Annotated in this window: 1 protein-coding gene; it reads left to right on the top strand. The window is 65.7% G+C overall.

All coding sequences use genetic code 11. The features are described 5' to 3' along the window. The coding region (locus tag AAEY83_RS16875) for a hypothetical protein (RefSeq protein ID WP_351060949.1) at positions 1-254 on the top strand (254 nt) is incomplete at both ends.

Here is a 254-nt window from a genome sequence, read left to right as displayed (position 1 = left end):
CGTCTGGCCGGGTTGCTCGATGACGCGCCGATCCTGCGCAGCGAAGGGCGCATGTACCCGGTGACGATGCGCTGGGGCCGGCCGTTTCAGCCGGGCGAATACATCGATCAGCGCGTTACCCAAACCGTGCTCGAAGCGCTCCACGACGAGACCGGCAGCCTGCTGGTGTTCCTGCCGGGACAGGCGGAGATCCGTCGCGTACATCAGCAACTGGTCGACGCAATCGGCGAGCGCAAAGACGTTCTGCTGTGCCC

The organism is Psychrobacter sp. TB20-MNA-CIBAN-0197 (assembly GCF_040309765.1).
Taxonomy (GTDB): Bacteria; Pseudomonadota; Gammaproteobacteria; order Pseudomonadales; family Moraxellaceae; genus Psychrobacter; species Psychrobacter submarinus.
Note: the sequence above shows the minus strand (reverse complement) of the source record. Positions and strands in the feature narration are given on the sequence as shown.